12 protein-coding genes are annotated in these 16,726 nt (G+C 62.0%); 4 read left to right on the top strand and 8 right to left on the bottom strand.

Translation table 11 applies throughout. The annotated features are described in order from the left end of the window. Positions 1–206 precede the first annotated feature (206 nt). Both hrpA and aceK read right to left on the bottom strand, forming a co-directional pair. Complete coding sequence (gene hrpA / locus M1E16_RS07090; RefSeq protein WP_458129527.1) at positions 207–4,118, bottom strand: ATP-dependent RNA helicase HrpA; 3,912 nt, start codon at positions 4,116–4,118, stop codon at positions 207–209. Positions 4,119–4,336: 218 nt separating this feature from the next. After that, the gene (gene aceK, locus M1E16_RS07085) at positions 4,337–6,058 is read right to left on the bottom strand and encodes a bifunctional isocitrate dehydrogenase kinase/phosphatase (RefSeq protein ID WP_458129526.1); all 1,722 of its coding nucleotides are present in this window, start codon (positions 6,056–6,058) and stop codon (positions 4,337–4,339) included. Between the two features lie 131 nt (positions 6,059–6,189). On the opposite strand from aceK, the gene M1E16_RS07080 reads away from it, so the two are divergent. After that, a complete protein-coding gene (locus M1E16_RS07080) occupies positions 6,190–7,080 on the top strand; it encodes a DMT family transporter (RefSeq protein ID WP_434695564.1) in 891 nt (296 codons plus the stop codon). A gap of 118 nt (positions 7,081–7,198) precedes the next feature. Here M1E16_RS07080 and M1E16_RS07075 read toward each other — a convergent pair whose 3' ends face one another. The 3 genes from M1E16_RS07075 to cysK all read right to left on the bottom strand — a co-directional run bounded on the left by M1E16_RS07075 (position 7,199) and on the right by cysK (position 10,666). Continuing rightward, positions 7,199–8,062 (bottom strand): DMT family transporter, encoded by an 864-nt coding sequence (locus M1E16_RS07075; RefSeq protein WP_458129525.1) that lies wholly within the window; start codon positions 8,060–8,062, stop codon positions 7,199–7,201. Between the two features lie 334 nt (positions 8,063–8,396). Then, a complete protein-coding gene (locus M1E16_RS07070) occupies positions 8,397–9,335 on the bottom strand; it encodes an aspartyl/asparaginyl beta-hydroxylase domain-containing protein (protein WP_458129524.1) in 939 nt (312 codons plus the stop codon). A 356-nt stretch (positions 9,336–9,691) separates the two neighbouring features. After that, complete coding sequence (gene cysK, locus M1E16_RS07065; RefSeq protein ID WP_434569459.1) at positions 9,692–10,666, bottom strand: cysteine synthase A; 975 nt, start codon at positions 10,664–10,666, stop codon at positions 9,692–9,694. A 126-nt stretch (positions 10,667–10,792) separates the two neighbouring features. Here cysK and M1E16_RS07060 point away from each other — a divergent pair, with 126 nt between their 5' ends. The 3 genes from M1E16_RS07060 (at position 10,793) to M1E16_RS07050 (ending at position 14,186) form a co-directional block, all read left to right on the top strand. Continuing rightward, positions 10,793–11,869, top strand: a complete 1,077-nt coding sequence (locus M1E16_RS07060; RefSeq protein WP_434603071.1) for a DUF748 domain-containing protein — start codon at positions 10,793–10,795, stop codon at positions 11,867–11,869. Positions 11,870–12,127: 258 nt separating this feature from the next. Continuing rightward, the gene (locus M1E16_RS07055) at positions 12,128–12,973 is read left to right on the top strand and encodes an AAA family ATPase (protein WP_304550908.1); all 846 of its coding nucleotides are present in this window, start codon (positions 12,128–12,130) and stop codon (positions 12,971–12,973) included. Positions 12,974–13,007: 34 nt separating this feature from the next. Further along, positions 13,008–14,186, top strand: a complete 1,179-nt coding sequence (locus tag M1E16_RS07050; protein ID WP_305496176.1) for a vWA domain-containing protein — start codon at positions 13,008–13,010, stop codon at positions 14,184–14,186. A 119-nt stretch (positions 14,187–14,305) separates the two neighbouring features. Here M1E16_RS07050 and M1E16_RS07045 read toward each other — a convergent pair whose 3' ends face one another. The 3 genes from M1E16_RS07045 to M1E16_RS07035 are packed head-to-tail and all read right to left on the bottom strand — an operon-like array spanning position 14,306 to position 16,676. Continuing rightward, positions 14,306–15,226: a 5-oxoprolinase subunit C family protein gene (locus M1E16_RS07045; RefSeq protein ID WP_458129523.1), complete on the bottom strand. Its 921-nt coding sequence runs from the start codon at positions 15,224–15,226 to the stop codon at positions 14,306–14,308. Next, on the bottom strand, positions 15,223–15,927 hold the full coding sequence (pxpB, locus tag M1E16_RS07040; RefSeq protein WP_434569462.1) for a 5-oxoprolinase subunit PxpB: 705 nt from the start codon (positions 15,925–15,927) through the stop codon (positions 15,223–15,225). Before pxpB ends, M1E16_RS07045 begins: the two co-directional genes overlap by 4 nt. Then, complete coding sequence (locus M1E16_RS07035; RefSeq protein WP_434569463.1) at positions 15,924–16,676, bottom strand: 5-oxoprolinase subunit PxpA; 753 nt, start codon at positions 16,674–16,676, stop codon at positions 15,924–15,926. The genes pxpB and M1E16_RS07035 overlap by 4 nt, the downstream gene beginning before the upstream one ends. Positions 16,677–16,726: the final 50 nt, after the last annotated feature.

Genomic DNA, 16,726 nt, shown 5'->3' with positions numbered 1-16,726 from the left:
AAAACCACGGGACCGGCATTTATAGGCGCGAAGTTTGCCATAAACGCTGGCGTTTGGCCCATTCTCCCTTTCACCAGGCATGAAACCTGTGGGAGCGAGCCTGCTCCGGGCGGCGATCCGACGAAAGCGGAGTGTCAGTCACCTTCAATGCCGGCTGGACCACCGCCTTCGCGAGCGGGCTCGCTCCCACAGGTCGTACGCCGACTCTAAGCCTCCACCAACCCCCACTGCTTGCTCAGGCGCTTGTCGGAAATCGGCACCTTGGTGCCCAGCTGCTGGGCGAACAGCGATACGCGGTATTCCTCCAGCCACCAGCGGTACAGTTCCAGCTGCGGATCGCGCTTGCCTTCCTGGGCATGCTTGCTGGCGCGGGCCTGGTATTGCGCCCAGAGGTTGGACAGCTCGCCGCTCCAGACCCGGTCCTTTTGCACCTGGCTGCCGAGCTTCTCGAAGCGTTGCTCGATAGCCTTGAGGTAGCGCGGCAGTTCCTTGAGCCATTGATGCGGGGTTTCACGCACAAAGCCCGGGTACACCAGGTGGCTGAGCTGCTGCTTGATGTCGTTCAGCGCCACGGCCTGGGCCAGGTCGATCTTGCCCTTGAAGCGTTTTTGCAGGCCGTGCCAGAGTTTCAGGATATCCAGGGTCAGCCTGGCCAGGCGTTCGGCATGCTCGGTCCAGCCGCCACGCTTGCGTTCGGCCAGGGCCGCCAGCGCGGCGCCGTCGCGTGGCAGGCTCGGCTCGCCTTCGAGGACGCAACTGTCGAGGCTCGCCAGCAGGATGTCTTCCACCAGACCGTCGATGCGCCCAAGTTCGCGATACAGCAGGCCCAGTTCGGTCAGGCCCGGCAGCTTGCCGCGAAGAAATTTCGCCGTTTCGGCCAGTTGCTGCATGAGCAGCCGCTGCAAGGCGCGGCGATGCTGGAACTCGGCTTCGGCCGGGGTCGGGAAACGCCCTTCCTTGACCACGCCGCCCTCTTCCACCAGCGCCGGGTACACCGTCATCGACAACCCGGCGATCTTCTGCTGGGTTTTTTCCGCCACTGGCGCGAAGATTTTCGCTTCCACCGGTTCCTGGCTCTTCGCCGTTTGCGGCACGGCCAGGGCCGCCTGGCTGGCTTCGGCAAAACGCGCGGTCAGTTCGGCCAGGTCGCGGCCTTCGCCGAGGAACTTGCCTTGGCCGTCGACGATTTCCAGGTTCATGCGCAAATGGCTTTCCACTTGCAGCGCCGCTTCCGCCCAGGCTTCGTCGCTGACCCGCGCGCCGGTCATGCGCAGCAGCTCACGCCCCAGGGACTGCGGCAGCGAGCCCTCGGCAAACGTGATGCGCTGCAACGCCGCCTTGACGAAGTCCGGCACCGGCACGAAGTTTTTGCGCAAGGCCTTGGGCAAGTTGCGCACCAGGGCGATGCATTTGGCCTCGATCATCCCCGGCACCAACCATTCCAGGCGCTCCGGCGGCAACATCGGCAGCAGCGGTGCCGGTACCCGCAGCGTCACGCCATCGCGCGGGTGGTTGGGCTCGAAGTGATAGCTCAACGGCAAGGTCAGGTCGCCGACGCGCAAGGTGTCGGGATACAGATTGGCCGTCACCTCGCTGGCCTCGCGAGCGAGCACGTCTTCTTCGCGCATGATCAACAACTGCGGGTCTTTCTGGCTGTTGATCCGGTACCAGCTATCGAACGTCGCGGTCTGGTGGATCTCGGCGGGCAGGCGTGCATCGTAGAAGGCGAAGAGGGTTTCCTCGTCTGCCAGGATGTCGCGGCGACGAGCCTTGGCCTCGAGCTCGTCAAGCTGCTCCAGCAATCGGGTGTTGGCACTCAGGCACTTGGCCCGGGACTGGATTTCGCCACGCACCAGCGCCTCGCGGATGAACAGTTCGCGGGACACCACCGGGTCCACCGGCCCGTAGTGCACCGGCCGGCGACCGACCACGATCAGCCCGAACAAGGTGATCTGCTCGTAAGCCACCACCTGCCCGCGCTTCTTCTCCCAATGGGGTTCGAAGTGGTTCTTCTTGATCAGGTGCCCGGCCAGCGGTTCGATCCAGTCCGGTTCGATTTTCGCCACCATGCGCGCATACAACTTGGTGGTTTCCACCAGCTCGGCGGTCATCAGCCACTGCGGGCGCTTCTTGCCCAGCCCGGACGAGGGATGGACCCAGAAGCGTCGCTGCCGCGCACCGAGGTAATCGCCGTCCTCGGTTTTCTGGCCGATCTGGCTCAACAGGCCCGAGAGCACCGCCTTGTGCAGTTTCGGATAGTCGGCCGGTTCCTTATTGAGGCTCAACTGCATGTCGCGGCAGATCAGGCTCAACTGGCGATGGGAATCGCGCCATTCGCGCAGGCGCAAGTAATTCAGGAAGTTCTTGCGGCACCAGTTACGCAGGGGGCTGGCGGTCAGGGCCAGGCGCTGTTCTTCAAAGCCGCGCCACAGATTGACCAGCCCGGCGAAGTCCGAATCCGCATCCTTCCATTGCGCATGGGCCTGGTCGGCGGCCTGCTGGCGCTCGGGCGGGCGTTCGCGCGGATCCTGGATCGACATGGCACTGGCAACGATCAGGACTTCCTGGAGGCTGCCCAGTTTCGCCGCTTCCAGCAACATGCGGCCCATGCGCGGGTCCACCGGCAAGCGCGCCAGTTGACGCCCCAACGGCGTCAACTGGCTGTTGCGGTCCACCGCCGAAAGCTCTTGCAGCAGGTTGAAACCGTCGCTGATGGCCTTGCCATCCGGCGGCTCGATAAACGGAAAGTCAGTGATCTCGCCGAGGCGCAGATGCAGCATCTGCAGAATCACCGCCGCCAGGTTGGTGCGCAGGATCTCCGGATCGGTAAACTCCGGCCGGCCAAGGAAATCCTCTTCGCTGTACAAGCGCACGCAAATCCCCGGCTCGACTCGTCCGCAGCGGCCCTTGCGCTGGTTGGCGCTGGCCTGGGAAATGGCTTCGATGGGTAGACGCTGGACCTTGGCGCGGTAGCTGTAGCGGCTGATGCGCGCGGTGCCGCTGTCGATCACGTAGCGGATGCCCGGCACGGTCAGCGAGGTTTCGGCGACGTTGGTTGCCAGCACCACACGCCGTCCCGGGTGCGACTGGAAGATCCGCTGTTGTTCGGCCGGCGACAGCCGCGCGTACAACGGCAGGATTTCGGTGTGCTTGAGCTGGGCCTTGCGCAGCATCTCCGCCGCGTCGCGAATCTCCCGCTCGCCCGGCAGGAACACCAGCACATCGCCGGGGCTGCGGCGCTCGCTGCGTTCATGGGCGGCAATTTCATCGAGGGTGGCGAGGATCGCCTGGTCGACGGTCAAGTCGTCCTCGACCCGATTGCCCTCCTCGTCCTGCTCCAGCGTCAACGGACGATACCAGGTCTCCACCGGAAAGGTACGGCCCGAGACTTCGACGATCGGCGCGTCATCGAAGTGCTTGGAGAAGCGTTCCAGGTCGATGGTCGCCGAGGTGATGATCACCTTCAGGTCCGGACGGCGCGGCAACAGGGTCTTGAGGTAGCCGAGCAGGAAATCGATGTTGAGGCTGCGTTCGTGGGCCTCGTCGACGATGATCGTGTCGTAGCGTTCGAGGTAGCGATCGTTCTGGGTCTCGGCCAGCAGGATACCGTCGGTCATCAGTTTGATCAGCGTGTTGGCATCGCTCTGGTCCTCGAAGCGCACCTGGTAACCCACCAATGCCCCCAACGGCGTGCCAAGCTCTTCGGCGACCCGGCTCGCCACGCTGCGGGCGGCGATCCGGCGTGGTTGGGTGTGGCCGATCAAGCCATGCTGGCCGCGACCGATTTCCAGGCAGATTTTCGGTAACTGGGTGGTTTTACCCGAGCCGGTTTCGCCGGCGATAATCAACACCTGATGCTTGAGCAGCGCCTCTTTGATCTCGTCGCGCTTGGCCGCGATCGGCAAGTTGTCATCGTAGCGAATCGACGGCACGCTCGCCTTGCGCGCCAGCACCTGGTCGCACGATGCCTGCATGCGCGTCACCCACTGGGCCAGCTTGGCCTCGTCGGGTTTCTTGCGCAGCTCGAGCAACTGCCGCCGCAACCGGTGACGGTCGGCGAGCATGGCGTGATCGAGGTTCTTCAGCAGTTTGTCGATAGCGGGGGCTTGGTCAGTCATCAGGTACGCAGGGGTCGTCGGTTTGAGCAAGGGGGCGATTGTCGCAGATTTGCGCACCGGACGCCGAGCGCTAGCGCTTTTGTGGCGAGGGAGCTTGCTCCCGCTGGGGTGCGCAGCAGCCGCCTGGGTTTAATGTCGGTCACCAAATCGCCGGGGTGCGCTTCGCACACCAGCGGGAGCAAGCTCCCTCGCCACGGGGATTTCGCTCAGCCACCCAGTTATTCGCTGTCCAGGTCCTTACGCCGATACGGAAACACATCGATCACCTTCCCCGCCCGAATCGCCTCTTGCAGGCCCTTCCAGTAGTCGGCGTTGTACAACTCGCCGTGCAACTGGTCGAAGAGCTTGCGCTGCCCGGCATCGGCAAACAGGAAGGGCGGGAATTCTTCCGGGAAGACGTCCAGCGGGCCGATGGAATACCAAGGCTCGGAGGCCATTTCGTCTTCCGGTGTGCGCGGCTGCGGGATGTGACGAAAATTGGCTTCGGTCAGGAAGCAGATTTCATCGTAGTCGTAGAACACCACGCGACCATGGCGAGTGACGCCGAAGTTCTTCAGCAGCATGTCGCCGGGGAAGATATTGGCCGCCGCCAGTTGCTTGATCGCCAGGCCATAGTCCTCCAGCGCCTCGCGTACCTGGGCCTCGTTGGCGTTTTCCAGATAGAGGTTCAGCGGCGTCATCCGGCGTTCGGTCCAGCAGTGGCGAATCAGCACCGTGTCGCCTTCCACCGACACCGTGGACGGCGCCACTTCCAGCAATTCTTCCAGGCAGGCCGGTTCGAATTTACTCAAGGGAAAACGGAAGTCGGCGAACTCCTGGGTGTCGGCCATGCGCCCGACCCGGTCGACGCTTTTCACCAGTCGATACTTCTCGATCACTGTGGCCCGGTCGACGTTTTTCGACGGCGAGAAGCGGTCCTTGATGATTTTGAAGACCGTGTTGAAGCCCGGCAGGGTAAACACGCTCATGACCATGCCGCGCACGCCCGGGGCCATGATGAACTGGTCGTCGGTATTCGCCAGGTGGTTGATCAGCGCCCGGTAGAACTCCGATTTGCCGTGCTTGTAGAAACCGATGGACGTGTACAACTCGGCGACGTGCTTGCCCGGCAGGATGCGCTTGAGAAAGCCGATGAATTCCGCGGGCACCGGCACATCCACCATGAAATACGAGCGGGTAAACGAGAAGATGATCGACACCTGCGCCTCGTCGGTAATCAGCGCGTCGATCTGGATGCCACGCCCTTCACGATGCAGCAGCGGGATCACCAGCGGCCATTGGTCGTCACGGGTGTAGATGCGCCCCACCAGGTAGGCGCCCTTGTTGCGGTAGAGCACCGAGGAGAACAACTCCACCGTCAGTTCCGGATCCTTGCAGACCCAATCCGGCAGGTTCTCGCGCAGTTGGCTTTCGAGGCGTTGCAGGTCGCCGGGCAGGTCGGCGTAGTCCTCGCTGAAGCGATAGTCGGCGAAAATCGCCGCCAGCATCCTGTCCAGTTGCCCCTGGGGTTTGTAGGTCCGAGTCTGGGCCGCACGGGCACGGCGCAGGCTCGGCCGGGTGGTGTGGATGAACATGGTGCCGTCGCTGATCAGGTCATGGCTGAACAGGCCGCAAAAGATCGAGTTGTACCAGGTCTCCGACAGCTCATCGTCAAAACGCAGGTCGATCAGGCTGATATAGGCGCTTTTCACCAGCGGCCAGCAACCGACATCCATCAAGGCCTCGGCATCGAAGGTGTTGCGCAGCCTGGCCACGGTTTCGAAGACTTTTTCTTCATACAAGTTGATGCGCGCCGCCGACGCCGCTTGCGCCTCCTGCCACTGCGCCTGCTCGAACCGGGCGCGGGCGCCATCGGTGATGTGCCGGAATTGCTCACGGTAATCGTCGAAGCCGTCGAGAATCGAACGGGCGATATCGGTGGCGGGCCATGGCTGCGACATAGGGAAAACCTCGGCGGGTCATGCTTGTTATTGGCGACTGAGCTTAGAGGCCAATCAAGCGGCAACGCAACCATTGCCATCGGTGTTTGGCGGGGCGACACTTGCGGCCCGATCAAGGAAGGACGCATCTCGTGAATCTCGTCGACACCCTGCGCTTGCTGTCGCTGGCCGCCATCTGGGGGGCCAGCTTCCTGTTCATGCGCATCATCGCCCCGGTGATTGGCACGATTCCTACGGCTTTTTTCCGCGTTTCCATTGCCTTCGTCGGCCTGCTGGTCATTCTTGCGCTGATGCGTATCGACTGGAATTTTCGCGGCAAGCTGAAAGCGGTGATGGTGCTGGGCCTGATCAACTCGGGCATTCCGGCAACGTTCTATTCCCTTGCCGCCCAGGTGTTGCCGGCCGGTTATTCAGCAATCTTCAACGCCACCACACCGTTGATGGGCGTGCTGATTGGCGGGTTGTTTTTCAGCGAGCAACTCACCGTGGCCAAGGTCAGCGGGGTGTTCCTCGGCCTGTTCGGCGTTGGCATCCTGACCGGTGCCGGCCCGGTGGCATTCGACCACCAGTTACTGATGGGCGCCCTCGCCTGTCTGCTCGCCACCACTTGCTATGGTTTTGCCGGCTTCCTCACCCGTCGTTGGCTCGACCATCAAGGTGGGCTGGACAGCCGCCTCTCCGCCTTGGGCAGTATGTTCGGCGCCACGGTTTTCCTCCTGCCGTTGTTCGGTTACAGCGTCATCAGCCAACCGCCGGCCAGTTGGGGCGGCTGGAGCGTCTGGCTATCGTTGCTTGGGCTGGGCCTGGTGTGTACCGCGCTGGCGTACATCCTGTATTTCCGCTTGCTCAGCTCTATCGGTCCGGTCAAATCCATGACAACGACCTTTTTGATCCCGCCGTTCGGCGTGCTGTGGGGCGCGTTACTGCTGGATGAGCCGTTGGGGATGGCGCATTTGTATGGCGGGGTGTTGATTGCGGCGGCGTTGTGGCTGGTGTTGAAGCCTGGGGCGTCTAGCCGGTAATTCATCGGTGTGGCCAAAAAAGCTTCGCGAGCAGGCTCGCTCCCACAGGTCAATTGCAATCCTTGTGGGAGCGAGCCTGCTCGCGAAAGCAGTGGTGCAATCAATAGATATCTATCGGCTAGCGGCTCTTACGGAACACAAACACCAACCCGACGATGATCAGCACCATGCCCAGCAGGCTCAATAACGCCAGCCGGTTGCCGAACACCAGGTAGTCCATGATCGCCGTCACTGCCGGCACCAGGTAGAACAGGCTGGTGACGTTGACGAGGTTGCCCCGGGCGATCAAGCGGTAAAGCAACAAGGTCGCCAACACCGACACCACCAGCCCCATCCACAACACCGGCACGATGAACCCCGCATTGTGCTCGAAGTGAAACGGTTGAAACGGCACGAACACCATGCACAGCACGAGCCCGGCCAGGTACTGCACCGGCAATGTACCGAGGGGATTGTCGGTGATGCGCTTCTGCATGATCGAACCTGCCGTCATGCTCACCAGCGCCAGCAACCCGCACAGCATGCCCGTCAACGACATGCCGGCCAGGCCAATGCCTTGGTACACCACCATGATCAAGCCCACCAGGCCCAGCGCCAGGCCGAACATCCGTTGCCAGGAACGCTGGCGCTCCATGAGCACCACGGTGAGGATCGGTTGTACGCCCATCAACGTGGCCATCACGCCGGGCGTAACGTTCAATTGCAGCGCCAGCAGATAGAAAATCTGATAGGCACCCAACAACACCAGGCCGGTCGCCGCCGCGTACAGCATCGGCTTGCCAGCCTTCGGCAGCTTGAACTTCAACAGCGGGATCAACAGTACCAGCGCGCACAGCGCAAGCGCAAAACGGATCAGCAGGAAAGCGAAGGGTGACGCGTGGGCCAGGCCCAGTTTGGAAAAGATCGCTCCGCTGCTCCACAACAAAACGAACAGGCTCGTGGAAGCCGTCGCCAATAAGGCGTTCTTGGAAAAGGAAAACATGAAAACCACCTGTAGTCAGGCAAAAAGCCAACTCAGCCGAAGCTGAAATCCAGTCGTTTTTTCAGGCAGGCACAGGGGACGGCAACCGTTGCCGATCAGCCCCGAACGCCAACACCCGGCGGTGATACGCAGGCGTATACCGGTGAGCGACTGACAGGTGGAGGGTATTGACCGATCTGCTCAGGCTGCGGATTCCCGCACGGCACGACGCCAGCGTTGAACGCTGGAACCACAACCGCGGTGATCTGGAATGCAGGCATGAGCCGATCTCTTGAGGGATGGGTCCGAAGACCGAGCGCCGACTATAACCAGCGGCCGATGTGTAACGCAATGTTTAAACGAACAACCAGTAGCCCAGCGCCGTCAACACAGCCACCGCCAACACCGGTCGCATCACCCGATAGGCCTTGGGATGCCGACGCTTGAATTGCTTGACTCGGCCGCTGATACCGTCGCTGAACGTCTTGCTCCAGGCATAGGCGCGGTTGATGCCGCCGACGCGCTCGTCATCCAGGTTCTGCGGCGCGGTGGCGCGGCCGAGGAAGGCACTTATGGCGCGATTGAAACGAGTCATCAATGGGTTTTTGAGGGGACGCTCGATATCGCAGAACAGGATCACGCGCGTCTGGTCTGTTTCATTGCGGACCCAGTGCACATACGTTTCATCGAACATCACGTCTTCACCGTCACGCCAGGCGTAGACCTGCCCGTCGACGAAGATCCGGCAATCGTCGGAATTGGGCGTGGACAGCCCCAGGTGATAACGCAGGGAACCGGCGAATGGGTCACGATGGGGATTGAGATGGCTGCCCCCCGGCAACAGGGCAAACATCGCGCCCCGCACGTTGGGAATCCGATTGACCAGCTCGACGGTCCGGGGGCACAACAACTCTGCCGATGGCAGCGGCTTGTCGTACCACTTGAGGTAGAAGCGCTTCCAGCCTTTCTTGAAGAACGAACCGAAACCGGCGTCGTTGTTTTTCTCGGCGGCGCGGATATAACCCTCGTCGAAAAGATGCATGGCTTCGTCGCGGATCACTTGCCAGTTTTCCTTGAGGACGTCCAGCTCAGGAAACTCGCGGCGATCCAGATAGGGTTTGGAGGGCACCTTGGAAAACAAGTACATCAAGGCGTTGTAAGGGGCAAACAACGCCGAGTGGTTGACGAACTGGCGCAACACCGGCAGACGCGCCTTGCCACGCAAATGCACAAAAAGCGTACTGCCCACAAACAGCAGCAACACCGAGGCCTTGGCGACAAACGAAACGCTCATTTCTTTCAACTCCTTGTTTGAATTGCGCAGCGCCATCAGCCCGACGCGGCGGCTGGCCATGTTAGATATCTTCGTCCAGATGAAACATCGGCAGACGCGACATTCACTGTTGAGGATTACGCAACAAAGCCCTTGTTAACATGCGTCAGCTGAACCTTGGCTGACGCATCGAACGATCTTCCACCTGCCCTCCAGAGGGCGAGATCTTTTTGTGGCGAGGGAGCTTGCTCCCGCTGGCGTGCGAAGCGCGCCCCTGCAATCGGCGGCACGCCTCAATCCCGGGCGCCTGCTTCGCAGTCGAGCGGGAGCAAGCTCCCTCGCCACAAGAGCCTTCCCCCGCTAAATCCAGCGTTCAGTTACTGCTGAGTCTCCTGCTCGGTAAACAGGTCACTGAACAACATGCTCGACAGGTACCGTTCGCCCGAATCAGGCAGGATCACCACGATCGTCTTGCCCAGCATTTCCGGCTTCTCCGCCAGGCGCACCGCCACGGCCATGGCCGCGCCGCAGGAAATGCCGCAAAGGATGCCCTCTTCCTGCATCAGGCGCAGGGCCATGGCCTTGGACTCCTCATCGGTCACTCGCTCGACCTGGTCGACAATCGACAGATCGAGGTTCTTCGGTACAAAACCCGCACCGATCCCCTGGATCTTGTGCGGGCTCGGCTTGATCTCCTGCCCCGCCATCGCCTGGGTAATCACCGGCGACGCCTCGGGCTCCACCGCCACCGACAGGATCGGTTTGCCACAGGTGTTCTTGATATACCGCGAGACCCCGGTAATGGTTCCACCCGTGCCCACGCCCGCGACCAGCACGTCCACCGCGCCATCGGTATCGTTCCAGATCTCCGGACCGGTGGTTTTTTCATGGATCGCCGGGTTCGCCGGATTATCGAACTGCTGCGGCATGAAATATTTCGACGGGTCGCTGGCGAGGATCTCGGCGGCCTTCTCGATGGCGCCCTTCATACCCTTGGCCGGCTCGGTGAGCACCAGCTCCGCGCCGAGCGCCTTGAGCACCTTGCGCCGCTCGATGCTCATGGACGCCGGCATGGTCAGCATCAACTTGTAGCCACGGGCGGCGGCGACGAACGCCAGGCCAATGCCGGTATTACCCGAGGTTGGCTCGACGATGGTCATGCCGGGCTTGAGACGACCTGAGCTTTCAGCGTCCCAGATCATGTTTGCGCCGATCCGGCACTTGACCGAATAACCCGGGTTGCGCCCTTCGATCTTCGCCAGGATGGTCACGCCGCGCGGGGCGATGCGGTTGATCTGCACCAGTGGCGTATTGCCGATGGAATGGGCGTTGTCAGCGTATATACGACTCATGACCGGGTCCTTAATGCAGAGGGAATTTAGCGCTTAAAGGTAAGCCTGTTGCCAAAGGGCGTCCAGTTGCAGCGAACGTTCCAGTTGTTACGAGAGTCAATGGCTTTAACAACGGAGACTACTGACATGAAGCGTCGATACAGTTGGCCACTGTGGGCCTTCGTCGCCATCGTTGCACTGCTGGTGGCCGTGCATTTCGCGCTGCCTTATCTGGTGCGCGACTACCTGAACGATAAATTGGCGGACATGGGCGACTACCGTGGCCAGGTCAGCGATGTCGACCTCGCGCTCTGGCGCGGCGCCTACCGGATCAATGGCCTGAAAATCGTCAAGGTCGATGGCAAGATCCCGGTGCCATTCGTCGACGCGCCGCTGGTCGACCTGTCCGTGAGCTGGCACTCGCTCTGGTATGACCATGCGGTGGTCGCCGCCGTGGAGTTCACCCATCCCGAGGTCAACTTCGTTGACGGCGGGCCCAACCGGCAGAATTCCCAGACCGGCCGGGGTACCAATTGGCGTGAACAATTGAGCAAACTGATGCCCATCACCCTGAACGAGGTGCGGATCAGCGACGGCAAGGCCACGTTTCGCAACTTCAACTCCAAACCACCGGTCAATCTGCGAGCTACCAACGTCAACGCCAGCTTTTATAACCTGACCAATGTGGTCGACACCGAAGGCAAGCGCGACGCCCGTTTCGAAGGCAAGGCCCTGGTGGCCGAGCATGCGCCACTGGAAGTCCAGGCAACCTTCGACCCATTGAGCGACTTCGAGGATTTCGATTTCCGCCTGCGCGCCACCAACATCGAGCTCAAGCGCCTGAACGACTTTGCCGCGGCCTATGGCAAGTTCGACTTCAACGCCGGCCACGGCGACCTTGTAGTCGAGGCCGAAGCCGACAACGCCCGGCTCAGCGGTTACATCAAGCCACTGCTTCGCGATGTGGACGTGTTCGACTGGCAACAGGACGTCGAAAACAAGAACAAGAACATCTTCCGTTCGGTCTGGGAAGCCTTGGTCGGCACGGGCGAAACCGCCCTGAAAAACCAGAGCAAGAACCAGTTCGCCACTCGCGTGGAGCTCAGCGGCAACGTGCACCAGCAGAACATCAGCGCCTTCGAAGCCTTCCTGCAAATTCTGCGCAACGGTTTCGTCCAGGCCTTCAATGCCCGTTATGAACAGCCACCGCCCTCGAAGGACTGAGATTTGCGGCTTTTAGTGGCGAGGGAGCTTGCTCCCGCTGGGCCGCGAAGCGGGCCTTAAAAGCCTGCGAGCGCTGCGCACTCGAGCGGGAGCAAGCTCCCTCGCCACAAGACTGAGTCAACATGTGACGCCCCATTCAGAGACTGAATACAGCGTCTGCGTTCACAGTCGGCGGGGCCGCGCGTTATAGTCGGGCACGACATTTATTTCGCGCCCCCCCGCCTCGCCGGGCCGGCGACACCGTTCGAGGATATGCAGATGAAGTTCGAAGGCACCCGCGCCTACGTGGCCACCGATGACCTGAAACTGGCGGTGAACGCCGCCATCACCCTGGAACGGCCGTTGCTGGTCAAGGGCGAACCGGGCACCGGCAAGACCATGCTGGCCGAACAACTGGCGGAGTCCTTCGGCGCGCGCCTGATCACCTGGCACATCAAGTCCACGACCAAGGCCCACCAAGGCCTCTACGAATACGATGCGGTCAGCCGCCTGCGGGATTCACAGCTGGGCGTGGACAAGGTCCACGATGTGCGCAACTACTTGAAGAAAGGCAAGCTCTGGGAAGCGTTCGAGTCCGAAGAGCGGGTCATCCTGCTGATCGACGAAATCGACAAGGCCGACATCGAGTTTCCCAACGACCTGCTGCAGGAACTCGACAAGATGGAGTTCTACGTCTACGAGACGGACGAAACCATCAAGGCCAAGCAACGGCCGATCATCATCATTACCTCCAACAACGAAAAGGAACTGCCGGACGCCTTCCTGCGCCGCTGCTTCTTCCATTACATCGCCTTCCCCGACCGCGCCACCCTGCAGAAAATCGTCGACGTGCACTACCCGGACATCAAGAAAGACCTGGTCAGCGAAGCGCTGGACGTGTTCTTCGACGTGCGCAAGGTACCGGGCCTGAAGAAAAAACCCTCCACCTCCGAACTGGTGGACTGGCTCAAGCTGCTGATGGCCGACAACATCGGCGAAGCGGTGCTGCGCGAGCGTGATCCGACCAAGGCTATCCCGCCGCTGGCCGGCGCCCTGGTCAAGAACGAACAGGACGTGCAATTGCTCGAGCGCCTGGCGTTCATGAGCCGTCGCGGCACTCGCTGATCCTCTTCGTCCAACAAGAGCGAGGGCGATAGCCATGCTGCTTAACCTGTTCAATGAGATGCGCGCCGCCAAGGTGCCGGTGTCGGTACGTGAACTGCTGGACCTGATCAACGCGCTGAAACAGCGGGTGATCTTCGCCGACATGGACGAGTTCTATTACCTGTCCCGGGCCATCCTGGTGAAGGACGAACGGCACTTCGACAAGTTCGACCGAGCGTTCGGCGCTTACTTCAATGGCCTGGAAAAACTTGATGATCATCTGCAGGCGTTGATTCCCGAGGACTGGTTGCGCAAGGAGTTCGAGCGCTCCCTGACCGATGAGGAACGGGCGCAGATCCAGTCCCTGGGCGGTCTGGACAAGCTGATCGAAGAGTTCAAGAAGCGTCTGGAAGAACAGAAGGAACGCCACGCCGGCGGCAACAAGTGGATCGGCACCGGCGGCACCAGCCCGTTCGGTTCCGGCGGCTTCAACCCCGAAGGTATCCGGGTCGGCGACGCTGGCAAGCGCCAGGGCAAGGCCGTGAAAGTCTGGGACCAGCGCGAGTACAAGAACCTCGACGACCAGGTCGAACTGGGCACCCGCAACATCAAGATCGCCCTGCGCCGCCTGCGCAAGTTCGCCCGCCAGGGCGCGGCCGAAGAGCTGGACATCGACGGCACCATCGATCACACCGCCCGGGACGCTGGCCTCTTGAACATCCAGATGCGCCCGGAGCGACGCAACACCGTCAAGCTCCTGCTGCTGTTCGACATCGGCGGCTCGATGGACGCCCACGTGAAGATCTGCGAGGAGCTGTTCTCGGCCTGCAAGACCGAGTTCAAGCATCTGGAGTATTTCTACTTCCACAACTTCGTCTACGAATCGGTGTGGAAGAACAACCTGCGTCGCACCTCGGAGCGCACGTCGACGCAGGACCTGCTGCACAAATACGGCGCTGACTACAAAGTGATCTTCATCGGCGACGCGGCCATGGCCCCCTACGAGATCACCCAGGCCGGCGGCAGCGTCGAGCACTGGAACGAAGAAGCCGGTTATGTGTGGATGCAGCGCTTCATGGAGAAGTACAAGAAGCTCATCTGGATCAATCCGTACCCGAAGGACACCTGGGGCTACACCGCCTCGACCAATATCGTCCGTGAGTTGGTGGAAGACCGGATGTATCCGCTGACGTTGCGAGGGTTGGAGGAAGGGATGCGGTTTCTTTCCAAGTAAGATTTTTGGTGCCTTTCAGGGCCTCTTCGCGAGCAGGCTCGCTCCCACACTGGATCTTCGTCACACATAAGATCCCCTGTGGGAGCGAGCCTGCTCCGGGCGGCGATCCGACGAAGCTTTTAGCGGTTTAACAACCCCCGCATACACTCAACCTGCTGCCGATGCGCAACGGCCTGCACCACCGGCCGCAACCGCAGCTGCGTCCCTGGCAGGCATTGCGCCAGCCGGGCCAGGGACAGCGGCGTCAAGGCGCCCAGGCGCGGATAACCGCCGATGGTCTGCCGATCATTGAGCAGCACGATCGGCTGGCCGTCCGGCGGCACCTGCACGGCGCCGAGCGGAATGCCTTCGGAAATCATCGCCGGGCCCTGGTACTCCAGCGCCGGGCCGAGCAAGCGCATGCCCATGCGATCGGCGCGACTGTCCAGCGTCCACAGTGTATTGAAGGCATCGAACAGACTGCGTCCGCTGAACGCGCCATTTTGCGCGCCGAGGATCAGATCCAGCGGCTGCAGTTGCTGAAAGTCCGGAATCCGCCTGTGGGGCATCGGCCGAGGCGTTGCCGAGCCTGAATAACTCAGCTGCTCACCGCGACTCAGCGCCCGCCCCCGCCCATCCAGGCCACCGAGTTCCTCGCGTACCACCGTCGCCCGGCTGCCCAGCACCGCGGGCGCATTAAAGCCGCCGGGAGCCGCCAGGTAGGCGCGGGCACCGAGCACCGGCTGAGTGAGCGCCAACGTCTGGCCTTGGCGCAGGCTGAAGAAGCGCCACGACGCCACGCCCTGGCCGTCTATCCTCGCGCCCAGGTCCGCACCGGCCAGCGCCAGGACGCAATCCTCCTCGGCCACCACGGTAAAACCGCCGAGGGTGATTTCCACCACTGCGGCATCCGGGGCGTTGCCCAGCATCCAGTTGGCCCAGCTCATCGACAGCCAGTCCGCCGCGCCGCCCTGGGTCACGCCCAGGTGCCTGACGCCAAAGCGGCCAGTGTCCTGCAACAGGCACAGCGCTGTGCTGGCCTCGATCAACAGACGGCTCATGCCTGTGCCTCCAACGGTGTGTCGTCGCCGCCCAGGGCAATGAACTCAGCGTGACCGACAGCGGCAAAACGCACCGTGTCGCCGGGCTGCATCAGGCTGTAGCCATCGCGCTCGCGGTCGAACAATTTGGTTGGGGTGCGGCCGATCAGGTTCCAGCCGCCAGGCGATACCACGGGATAGGCGGCGGTCTGGCGCTCGGCGATCCCGACGCTGCCCGCCGCGACCCGTTTGCGTGGGGTGTCGAGTCGCGGTGCGGCCAGTTCCTCGTCCACCAGCCCCATGAAAGCGAATCCCGGCGCGAAGCCCAGAGCGAACACCTGATATTCGCGCTCACTGTGACGCTGGATGACTTGCGTCACCGTCAACCCGCTGCGGCTCGCGAGCAGGTCCAGCTCCGGCCCGACACTTGGGTCGTACCACACCGGCAGCACATGGCATTGCCCGGCGGACCGGGCATCCGGCGAGAGGTTGTTCAGCGCTTCGCCGATCAACTCGCGGGCCTGGGTCGGGGTCAGAGCGAGCAAATCGTAATGCACCATCAGGGTGGTGTAGGACGGCACCAGATCAATCAGATCATCGGCGAAAACCGCGCGCAGGCGCGCGCTGGCAGCGAGCATCCACGGCATGTTGGCCTCGGCGATTTCGTCGAACAGGCGCACCATCAGGCAGTCCACCGCCACCACTTCCACGCGTGGTTTCATGGCGCGCTCTGCCGGTCGAGGGCCTCGCGGATACGCTGCACGGCCGCCACGGAGCTGGCGTTGTCGCCGTGCACGCACAACGTATCGGCGTGCAGATTCAAGGCGCTGCCGTCGCTGGCCGTCAGCGCGTCGCCGCGGGCAATGGTCAGCGCCTGCCCGATGATCACCTCGGAATCGTGATGCACCGCCCCCGGCAACTGCCGCGAGACCAGGCGACCGGCGCTGTCATAGGCCCGGTCGGCGAAGGCTTCGAACCACAGGGTCACACCGTATTCGTCGCCCAGGGCCTGGGCGGCGCTGTTGTCCCGGGTCGCCAGCAGCATCAGCGGCAACTGCCGGTCATACGCGGCGATGGCCTCGATAACAGCACGCAGTTGCGCCGGGTTGGCCATCATGTCGTTGTACATCGCACCGTGAGGTTTGACGTAGCTGACCTGTCCACCCTGGGCCCGGCAGATACCGTCCAGGGCGCCGATCTGGTAGTGCAGCAGGTCTTGCAGTTCCTGGGCGCCATAGGCCATGGAGCGGCGGCCGAAGCCCGCCAGGTCCTGATAGGCCGGGTGCGCGCCGATCCGTACGCCGTGGCTCAGGGCGAGGCTGACGGTCTTGCGCATGATGCTCGGGTCGCCGGCATGAAAGCCGCAGGCGATGTTGGCGCAATCGATAAAGGGCATCACCTCGGCGTCCAGACCCATGGTCCAGTTGCCGAAGCTTTCGCCAATGTCGCAATTCAGTAGCAGGCGGTTCACGGTGAACGCTCCTGTGGATTCTTTCTTATGGACCATGGGGATCGCACCCC

The sequence above is a fragment of the Pseudomonas sp. Z2-11 genome (assembly GCF_054161305.1).
Note: the sequence above shows the minus strand (reverse complement) of the source record. Positions and strands in the feature narration are given on the sequence as shown.

What these genes read in the sequence shown, in the direction of transcription:
- hrpA (WP_458129527.1), bottom strand. Translation starts at nt 4,118, where the DNA reads ATGACTGACCAAGCCCCCGCTATCGACAAACTGCTGAAGAACCTCGAT.
- aceK (WP_458129526.1), bottom strand. Translation starts at nt 6,058, where the DNA reads ATGTCGCAGCCATGGCCCGCCACCGATATCGCCCGTTCGATTCTCGAC.
- M1E16_RS07075 (WP_458129525.1), bottom strand. Translation starts at nt 8,062, where the DNA reads ATGTTTTCCTTTTCCAAGAACGCCTTATTGGCGACGGCTTCCACGAGC.
- M1E16_RS07070 (WP_458129524.1), bottom strand. Translation starts at nt 9,335, where the DNA reads ATGAGCGTTTCGTTTGTCGCCAAGGCCTCGGTGTTGCTGCTGTTTGTG.
- cysK (WP_434569459.1), bottom strand. Translation starts at nt 10,666, where the DNA reads ATGAGTCGTATATACGCTGACAACGCCCATTCCATCGGCAATACGCCA.
- M1E16_RS07060 (WP_434603071.1), top strand. Translation starts at nt 10,793, where the DNA reads ATGAAGCGTCGATACAGTTGGCCACTGTGGGCCTTCGTCGCCATCGTT.
- M1E16_RS07055 (WP_304550908.1), top strand. Translation starts at nt 12,128, where the DNA reads ATGAAGTTCGAAGGCACCCGCGCCTACGTGGCCACCGATGACCTGAAA.
- M1E16_RS07050 (WP_305496176.1), top strand. Translation starts at nt 13,008, where the DNA reads ATGCTGCTTAACCTGTTCAATGAGATGCGCGCCGCCAAGGTGCCGGTG.
- M1E16_RS07045 (WP_458129523.1), bottom strand. Translation starts at nt 15,226, where the DNA reads ATGAGCCGTCTGTTGATCGAGGCCAGCACAGCGCTGTGCCTGTTGCAG.
- pxpB (WP_434569462.1), bottom strand. Translation starts at nt 15,927, where the DNA reads ATGAAACCACGCGTGGAAGTGGTGGCGGTGGACTGCCTGATGGTGCGC.